The 9207-nt window shown below is 64.2% G+C and carries 5 protein-coding genes and 1 pseudogene; 3 read left to right on the top strand and 3 right to left on the bottom strand.

Annotated elements, in window-relative coordinates:
• Nucleotides 1–208: 208 nt before the first annotated feature.
• Nucleotides 209–346 (bottom strand): annotated as a pseudogene (locus B5F19_RS18315) (hypothetical protein); the annotation flags it as partial.
• 114 nt (nt 347–460) lie between these two features.
• On the bottom strand, nt 461–775 hold the full coding sequence (locus B5F19_RS09040; protein ID WP_242972762.1) for a biotin/lipoyl-containing protein: 315 nt from the start codon (nt 773–775) through the stop codon (nt 461–463).
• Between B5F19_RS09040 and B5F19_RS09035 the strand changes: the two genes are divergently transcribed.
• The 3 genes from B5F19_RS09035 (at nt 762) to B5F19_RS09025 (ending at nt 7282) form a co-directional block, all read left to right on the top strand.
• On the top strand, nt 762–953 hold the full coding sequence (locus B5F19_RS09035; RefSeq protein WP_242972760.1) for a biotin/lipoyl-containing protein: 192 nt from the start codon (nt 762–764) through the stop codon (nt 951–953). The genes B5F19_RS09040 and B5F19_RS09035 overlap by 14 nt on opposite strands.
• Nucleotides 954–1072: 119 nt before the next feature.
• A complete protein-coding gene (locus B5F19_RS09030; RefSeq protein WP_087289776.1) occupies nt 1073–2245 on the top strand; it encodes a sodium ion-translocating decarboxylase subunit beta in 1173 nt (390 codons plus the stop codon).
• 621 nt (nt 2246–2866) lie between these two features.
• The gene (locus B5F19_RS09025; RefSeq protein WP_087289781.1) at nt 2867–7282 is read left to right on the top strand and encodes an acyl-CoA dehydratase activase; all 4416 of its coding nucleotides are present in this window, start codon (nt 2867–2869) and stop codon (nt 7280–7282) included.
• 72 nt (nt 7283–7354) lie between these two features.
• Here the strand turns inward: B5F19_RS09025 and B5F19_RS09020 are convergent, their stop codons facing one another.
• The gene (locus B5F19_RS09020; protein ID WP_087289775.1) at nt 7355–9067 is read right to left on the bottom strand and encodes a glutamine--tRNA ligase/YqeY domain fusion protein; all 1713 of its coding nucleotides are present in this window, start codon (nt 9065–9067) and stop codon (nt 7355–7357) included.
• Between the last annotated feature and the right edge of the window lie 140 nt (nt 9068–9207).

Raw genomic sequence — 9207 nt, 5'->3', positions numbered from 1 at the left:
CTGATGTGTATAAGCGACAGGGGGCGGGAGCCGGAGCGGGAGCAGCCGCAGGGGCCGGGGCGGGCGCGGGAGCCGCGGGAGCGGCAGCCACAGGGGCGGCCGCGGGGGCGGCGCTTACATTGGTGATGCGGAAGGAGTTGGGGGACATCCCGGACTCCTCAGCGATGGCGGCCATCATCACGGCCACCAGCTCGCCCTCATCCACCGCGGGGGCGGCGGGCGCGGGGGCGGGAGCGGCAGGCGCATGCTTTGTCACCGGCGCGGGGGCGGGCTCTTCCTTCCGGCCCTCCAGCAGGCTGACCAGCTTGGAGTTGATCCGGATGACCAGGGCCAGAATGGCCAGCATCAGGAAGACGACTACCAGACCGCACACGGCCACCATGATGGCCTCGGTGGGCGCCATGGCGCTAAAGGGATCTAAGATCGCGTTTTCAGCATTCGGCATGGATCATGTACCCCCTTAACCCAGGGTGACCAGCAGATCGTCGGTGTTGACGGTAGCGCCGGTGGACACGGCGATGGCCTTCACGGTGCCGTCCACAGGAGCGGACACCTCGATCTCCATCTTCATGGCCTCCAGAACGATCAGCACGTCGCCGGCCTTCACGCTCTGGCCCACGGTGCACTCGATCTTGAAGATGCTGCCGGGCATGGGGCTGTTCACCGGGGTCTCGCCGGCGCCCACAGAGACAGGAGCGGCGGCAGGAGCGGGAGCAGCTCCCGTCTCTGTGGGCGCCGGCGAGACCCCGGTGAACAGCCCCATGCCCGGCAGCATCTTCAAGGTGGAGTGCACCGTGGGCCAGAGCGTGAAGGCCGGCGACGTGCTGATCGTTCTGGAGGCCATGAAGATGGAGATCGAGGTGTCCGCCCCCGTGGACGGCACTGTCAAGGCCATCGCCGTGTCCACCGGCGCCACCGTCAACACCGACGATCTGCTGGTGACTCTGGGGTAAAAGCGCTTTCCTCCCCCCGCGAACGGCACTGTGAGAGGCAGAACTCTCTCAGTGGGTACATCCGTCTTTGCCGGTGACCGGTCTGGTCACTTCGGTTGAGTTATGAAAAGGAGTATAGAATGGAGTTTTTTTCCGAGGTAATGACTGCGATTTTGGGGAGCTCCGGCTTTGCTGCCATTCCCACAGACTGGCGGCAGCTGCTCATGATCGTAATCGCATGTGTCCTGTTGTATCTTGGTATCGGCAAGGGGTTTGAGCCCCTGCTGCTGGTGCCCATCGCCTTTGGTATGCTACTGGCCAACCTGCCGCTGACCGGACTGTTCAACGAGCCGGTGGTGGATGCAGCTACCCACACAGGCAGCGTTGGCTTTATGTGGGTCATCTATCAGGGCGTCCAGTACGCCATTTACCCGTCCATCATCTTTATGGGGATCGGGGCGATGACGGACTTCGGCCCTCTGCTGGCCAATCCCATGTCCCTGCTGCTGGGCGCGGCCGCCCAGCTGGGCATCTTCACCGCCTTCCTGCTGGCCCTGGTGCTGGGCTTCACCCCGGCTCAGGCGGCGGCCATCGGCGTCATCGGCGGCGCGGACGGCCCCACGGCCATTCTCACCGCCTCCAAGCTGGCGACCAACCCGGTGAATTTGCTCCCGGCCATTGCCATCGCGGCTTACTCGTACATGGCGCTGATTCCCCTGATCCAGCCCCCCATTATGAAGCTGCTCACCACCAAGGAGATGCGCAAGGTCAAAATGACCCAGCTCCGTCCTGTCTCCAAAACCGAAAAGATCATTTTCCCCGTCCTGGTCACGATCTTTGTCATCCTGCTGGTGCCTGACACCGCCCCTCTGATCGGTATGCTCATGCTGGGCAACCTGTTCCGGGAGTGCGGCGTGTGCGACCGCCTGTCCGATACCGCGCAGAACGCGCTGATGAACATTGTCACCATCGCGCTGGGCCTGTCGGTGGGCTTCAAGGCCACCTATGACTCCTTCCTGACCTGGGATACGATCAAGATTATCCTGCTGGGCCTGCTGGCGTTCTGCCTGTCCACGGCCGGCGGCGTGATTTTCGGCGACATCATGTACTTTGCCACCGGCGGCAAGGTGAATCCCCTCATCGGCTCCGCCGGCGTGTCCGCCGTCCCCATGGCCGCCCGTGTGTCTCAGGTAGTGGGCCAGAAGGAGAACCCCTCCAACTTCCTGCTGATGCACGCCATGGGCCCCAACGTGGCCGGCGTCATCGGCTCCGCGGTCGCCGCGGGCTTTATGATCAAGGTCTTTGGCGGCTGACCGCTGGAAGGCAGTCCCGGCACATCCGAAGTCTGATATTGGCTTCCTCCGCTTCTGGGTAACAGAAGCGGGGGAAGCCTTCTTTTTTCAAGCAATGCCGCCAAAATCGGGCCGTTCCCATAGGGCGGCTCTCTGCCAGTATTCAGCGCCGCATGTCCCGGTCCGAGGATCAATTCAAAGCTGCGGGAACGGAAGGGGGAACCAGTTGCGGACTTCCCAAATTTGTATTATAATATGTATTGAAATGAGGGGCGTTTTCCCGGAAAAGCAAAAATTTGACCGGACTATTTTGCCGGACAGCGGAGACAGACGGACCATTTGCCAAGCCGCACCGCCGTGCCGGCGGGGGTGGTCAATTTCCCTAAGGCGGGCGGCTGACGGCCGGGATTCTTTGTCTCAAACAATCATAGCGCCGGAAAACCGTTTTTATGGGAAACAAAAATTTACGCTTTCTGAACACCTGAGGCAGACTCCTTGATGCGATTCTAACGGAAAAGGTATGTAAAATGATATCTAAGCATACATAAAACAGGAACAGGGGAGCGCCCCCTGACGCGCAGTCCAAATACGGTCTGTACCGCCTGAGCGTTTCGGGCGGGCATGAAAGAATTCGAGGGAAACATGAGCAAAGAGAGAACCATTCTTCAAGTTGGTATTGACGTAGGGTCTACCACCACCAAAATCGCCGCCCTGGACGTAAAGTCCCGGCGGGTGATCTATTCCGACTATCAGCGGCACCACGCCGACCAGATCAAGAGCGTCTCCGACGCTCTTTGGAAGCTCTATGGGCGTTTTCCGGACGCCCAGTTCCACCTGGCCCTCACCGGGTCGGGGGCCAAGCGGCTGGGGGACGCCCTGGGCGTGCCCTATGTCCAGGAGGTGGTGGCCAACTCCATCGCCCTGCGCTCCAAGTATGAGGATGTGGGCACCGCCATCGAGCTGGGCGGCCAGGACGCCAAGATCATCTTCTTCCGGAAGAACGCCGGCTCCGGCCAGCTGGAAGTGGCGGACATGCGCATGAACGGCAGCTGCGCCGGAGGCACCGGCGCTTTTATTGACGAGGTGGCCGCCATCCTCCACGTGTCCATCGAGGAGTTTGACGCCCTGGCGGCCAAGGGGGACTGCGTCTACGACGTGTCCGGCCGGTGCGGCGTGTACGCCAAGACCGACATCCAGCCCCTGCTGAACCAGGGGGTGTCCAAGGAGAATCTGGCCCTCTCCGCCTTCCACGCCATCGCCAAGCAGACCATCGGCGGCCTGGCCCAGGGCCTGGAGATCAAAAAGCCGGTGGCCTTTGAGGGCGGCCCCCTCACCTTCAACCCCACCCTGATCCGGGTGTTCGCCCAGCGGCTGGAGCTCGCCCCCGAGGACATCCTGGTCCCGGAGCGCCCGGAGCTGATGATGGCCTACGGCGCGGCCCTGTCCCTGGAGACCCTGTACGCCGGACAGGACACCCAGGTCCGCCCGGAGCGGATCATGGACGGCCTTCAGCATGTAAAAGAGACGGCCGGAGAGGGGGAGAAGGGCCAGCCCTTCTTTGAAAGCCAGGAGGAGCGCCGGGCCTTTGAGGAGAAGCACGCCCTGCCCCTCTGGGAGCCCATCCGGCTCCGCCCGGGACAGAAGGTGCGGGCCTACCTGGGCATCGACTCGGGCAGCACCACCACCAAGTTCGTCCTCATGGACGAGGAGGAGAACATCCTGGACTCCTTCTACTCCCCCAACCAGGGGGCGCCCCTGGACGTGGCGAAAAAGGCCCTGCTGGAGCTGCGGGACCGGTACCGCAGCGCGGGGGCGGAGCTGGAGATCCTGGGGGTGGGCACCACCGGCTACGGGGAGCAGCTCTTTGCCAACGCCTTCTCCGCCGAGTGCCACGTGGTGGAGACGGTGGCCCACGCCCGGGCTGCCGCCAAGTATGTGCCCAACGCCACCTTCCTGCTGGACATCGGCGGCCAGGACATGAAGGCCATCTGGCTCTCTAACGGGGTCATCACCAACATTGTGGTCAACGAGGCCTGCTCCTCCGGCTGCGGCTCCTTTTTGGAGAACTTCGCCGCCTCCCTGCATATCCCGGTGGACCAGATCGCCCAGGCGGCCTTTGACGCCCAGAACCCCGCCCAGCTGGGCAGCCGGTGCACCGTCTTTATGAACAGCAGCATCGTCACCGAGCAGCGCAACGGCAAGCTGCCCGGGGACATCATGGCGGGATTGTGCCGGTCCATCATTGAGAACGTCTTTACCAAGGTCATCCGCATCTCCAACCTGGACTCCCTGGGGGACACCATCGTGGTCCAGGGGGGCACCTTCCGCAACGACGCGGTGCTCCGGGCCCTGGAGCAGTACACCGGCCGCAGCGTCATCCGGGCCCCTTACCCCGGGGTGATGGGGGCCATCGGCGCGGCCCTGCTCACCAAGGAGCGCATGGCGGGGCAGGAGCGCACCTTCATCGGCCTGGACGCCCTGGAGGACTTCGCCTACACCCAGCAGGCCAACTCCCCCTGTCCCTTCTGCGCCAACCACTGCAAGCGCACCATCATCACCTTCTCCAACGGCAGCTCCTGGGTGACCAACAACCGCTGCGAGCGGGGCGAGATCCTGGGCGACCCCAGGGACGAGGCGGTGCGGGAGCAGCTCCAGGCCAAAAACCAGGAGAAGGAGAAGATCCCCAACCTGTTCCAGCTGCGGGAGAAGCTGCTCTTCCAGGAGTACCCCGTTTCCCGGGTCAAGGAGCGGCGGGACACGGTCATCGGCCTGCCCCGGGTGCTGTCCTTCTGGGATACCATGCCCTTCTGGTCCACCTTCTTCCGCGCCCTGGGGTTTGAGGTGAAGCTGTCCCGCCCCAGCACCCGGAAGATGTACGAGAGCGGCCTGTCCGCCGTCACCTCGGACACCGTCTGCTTCCCCGCCAAGCTGGTCCACGGCCACATCCGGGACCTGGTGAAGCAGGGGGTGGACCGGATCTTCATGCCGTCGGTGACCACTGTCCCCTCGGAGAACACCCAGAAGACCAGCGAGTCCATGTGCGCCGTGGTGAAGGGCTATCCCCTCATCATCCGCAACTCCGACGACCCGGAGCGCCAGTGGGGGGTCCCCTTTGACGCCCCCCTGTTCCACTGGTACACCGACGAGGACCGGCTGGAGCAGCTGACCCGATACATGGAGGACGCCTTCCAGATCCCCGCCCAGGAGACCCGCGCCGCCGTCAAGGCGGCGGACCGGGCCCAGTGGATCTTCCGCCACAAGCTGGTCAAGGCTGGGGAGCAGGTCCTCAAGCAGGCGGAGGAGCAGGGCACCTACGCGGTGGTGCTGGCCGCCCGGCCCTACCAGACCGACGCCCTGGTGAACCACGACCTGCCCGCCCTGTTCACCAGCCTGGGGATTCCGGTGCTCACCGTGGACTCGGTGCCCCACGCCAACGAGGTGGACCTGAGCCGGAGCGCCCTGGATATTGTGAACAACTACCACGCCCGCATGCTGTCCACGGCCATCCTGGCCGCCCAGGACCCCCGGATGGAGTATGTGCAGATCGTCAGCTTCGGCTGCGGCCACGACGCCTACCTGTCCGACGAGATCATCCGCCTCATGGGGGAGATCTCGGGCAAGACCCCCCTGGTGCTGAAGCTGGACGAGAGCGACGTGCAGGGGCCCCTGCGCATCCGGGTGCGCTCCTTTGTGGAGACCCTGGCCATGCGCCGGGAGCGGGAGAAGTCCCGCCCGGTCCAGGAGCTGGAGGACCCCTATCCGGTGAAGTTCAGCAGGCGGGACAAGAAGGAGCGCCTGGTGCTCATCCCCAACGTGTCCCACGCCTTCTGCCGGGTCATGTCGGCGGCCATGGGCAAGGACGGCCTGCGCACCGTCCCCCTGGAGGTGGGCCGGGAGGAGGCCATCCGCCTGGGCAAGCAGTACGTCCACAACGACATCTGCTTCCCCGCCCAGGTGGTCATCGGGGAGGCCCTGGCCGCCCTGCGCAGCGGCAAGTACGACCTGGACCACGTGGCCGTGGCCATGGCCAAGTACGTGGGGGACTGCCGCCTCACCCATTACAGCGCCCTGCTGCGCAAGGCCCTGGACGACGCGGGCTTTGCCCAGGTGCCCATCGTCACCAACGACGGGGAGGACAGCCACGACCAGCACCCGGGCTACCGCATGAGCCTGGCCGCCTCCATGCGCATCGCCTTCGCCCTGCCCATGATCGACGTGCTGGAGGAGCTTCTGAGAAAGATCCGGCCCTATGAGACGGTGCCGGGCAGTGCAAATAAAGCCTTTGAACAGGCCATGGACCTGCTCATCGGCGGCCTGGAGCGCCAGGGCATCCGGGGGGCCGAGAAGGGCTTCCGGAGGGCTATCCAGGTGATGAAGGGGGTGGAGTACGACCGCTCCAACCCCCGGCCCACGGTGCTCATTGTGGGCGAGTATCTGCTGAACTTCCACCCGGGCGCCAACCACGACATTGAGGACTACCTGGAGAAAAACGGCTTTGAGATCATCGAGGCCCGCATGACCGACGTGATCCGGAAGCTCTACTACAACAAGGACACCCAGATCAAGGAGTACCACGTCCATAAGCCCATGGGGGAGAAGGCCTGGTACGCCACGGCGGACGCCATCTTCGAGGCGGCCCACGCCATGACCGACCGCATCGCCAGGGAGCACCCCCTTTATGAGCGGGCCACCCGCCTGCCGGAGCTGGTCAAGGCCAGCGACCCCATCATCCACCACACCTTTGACGCCGGCGAGGGCGTGCTCATCCCCGGAGAGATCCTCCACCACGCCGCCCACGGCTGCCGGGCCTTCGTCATCCTGCAGCCCTTCGGCTGCCTGCCCAACCACGTGGTGGGCCGGGGCGTGGCAAAGCGGCTGAAGGAGATGTACCCCGACGCCCAGATCCTGCCCCTGGACTACGACCCGGACGTGAGCTTCGCCAACCTGGAGAACCGCCTCCAGATGCTGGTGATGAACGTGAAGGGCAAGGAGGCCCAGAAGCAGACGCCCGATGTGCAGGAGGAGCGGGACTCCTCCGACATGGCCAAGGCCATGTGATGGACGGAACATAAAAACTCCGCCGCGGGGAAACCATCCTCGCGGCGGAGTTTTTTCAGCTTGAAACAGGGGTTATTTGCCGGGCTTGAAGCTGTCCTTCAGGCTCACCGCCCGGTTGAACACCAGGGCGCCGGGCTTGGAGTCCTTGCTGTCCACGCAGAAGTAGCCCAGACGGAGGAACTGATACTGGGCGGGGGCCTGGGCACCGGCCAGAGAGGCCTCCAGCTTGCAGCCCTCCAGCACCTCCAGGGAGCTGGGGTTCAGGCAGTCCAGGAAGTTCTTGTCCCCGGCGTCGGGGTCGGGGTCGGTGAACAGGTTGTCGTACAGCCGCACCTGGGCGTCCACGGCGGTGGCGGCGTCCACCCAGTGGATGGTGGCCCCCTTCACCTTCCGGCCGTCGGCGGGGTTGCCCCCCCTGGACTCGGGGTCGTATTCGGCCAGCACCTCCACCACATTGCCCTCCGCGTCCTTGACGCAGCCGGTGCAGCGGATCAGGTAGGCCCCCTTCAGGCGGCACTCGGGGCCCTGGGGGTACAGGCGCTTATACTTGGGGATGGGGGTCTCCAGGAAGTCGTCGGACTCGATATACAGGTTCCGGGAGAAGGACACGGTGCGGGTCCCGGCGTTGGGGTCGTTGGGGTTGTTCTCCACCTCCACCATCTCGCTCTCCCCCTCGGGGTAGTTGGTGATGGTGAGCTTGATGGGGCGCAGCACTGCCATGGCCCGCTGGGCGTGCTCGTTCAGGTCCTCCCGCAGGCAGTGCTCCAGGAAGCCGTACTCCACGGTGGAGGTGTTCTTGGCCACGCCGATGCGGTCGCAGAAGTTGCGGATAGAGGCGGGGGTGTAGCCCCGGCGGCGCAGGCCGCACAGGGTGGGCATCCGGGGGTCGTCCCAGCCGGACACATAGCCCTCCTCCACCAGCTTGCGCAGCTTCCGCTTGGACATGACCGTGTAGTTGATGCCCAGGCGGGCAAACTCGATCTGCCGGGGCTTGTTGGGCACGTCGGTGTGGTTGATGACCCAGTCGTACAGGGGCCGGTGGTCCTCATACTCCAGGGAGCACAGGGAGTGGGTGATGCCCTCCAGGGCGTCCTGGATGGGGTGGGCGAAGTCGTACATGGGGAAGATGCACCACTTGGTGCCCTGGCGGTGGTGCTCGATATACCGGATGCGGTAGAGCACCGGGTCCCGCATGTTGAAGTTGCCGCTCTCCAGGTCGATCTTGGCCCGGAGGGTGTACTTGCCCTCGGGGAACTCCCCGTTCTTCATCCGCTCAAACAGGTCCAGGGACTCCTCGATGGGCCGGTCCCGCCAGGGGGAGCGGGCGGGGGTGTTCACGTCGCCCCGGTACTCCTTGAACTGCTCGGGGGTGAGCTCGCACACATAGGCCAGCCCCTTCTTGATGAGGCCCACCGCCAGCTCATAGGTCTTTTCAAAGTAGTCGGAGCCGTAGAAGAACCGGTCCCCCCAGTCGAAGCCCAGCCAGTGGATGTCCTCTTTAATGGCGTCCACGAACTCGGTGTCCTCCTTGGCCGGGTTGGTGTCGTCCATGCGCAGGTTGCAGATGCCGCCGAACTTCTCGGCCGAGCCGAAGTCGATGATCAGCGCCTTGCAGTGGCCGATATGGAGATAGCCGTTGGGCTCGGGCGGGAAACGGGTGTGGACCTGCATGCCGGCGAAGCGTCCGCCGGGGGCGATGTCCTCCGCGATGAATTCATGGATAAAGTTCTGGCTGGGAGCGGGCTCGCCCTTCTCGGGAGCGCCGTTTTTCAATTCTTCCGCCATAGTTTAGCCCTCCTGTCTCTTTGGTGGGATATTAACTTGCTTATTTTACAACAGGTAGCAGCCGGTATGCAAGGCTTTCTTCCGAATTTCCGCGATTTTCGGGGAGAAATCCGGGCGCCCGGGCGCGGACGGCCCGGCCG

Origin of the sequence: Pseudoflavonifractor sp. An184, assembly GCF_002160305.1 — a bacterium.
GTDB lineage: Bacteria > Bacillota > Clostridia > Oscillospirales > Oscillospiraceae > Lawsonibacter > Lawsonibacter pullicola.
Note: the sequence above shows the minus strand (reverse complement) of the source record. Positions and strands in the feature narration are given on the sequence as shown.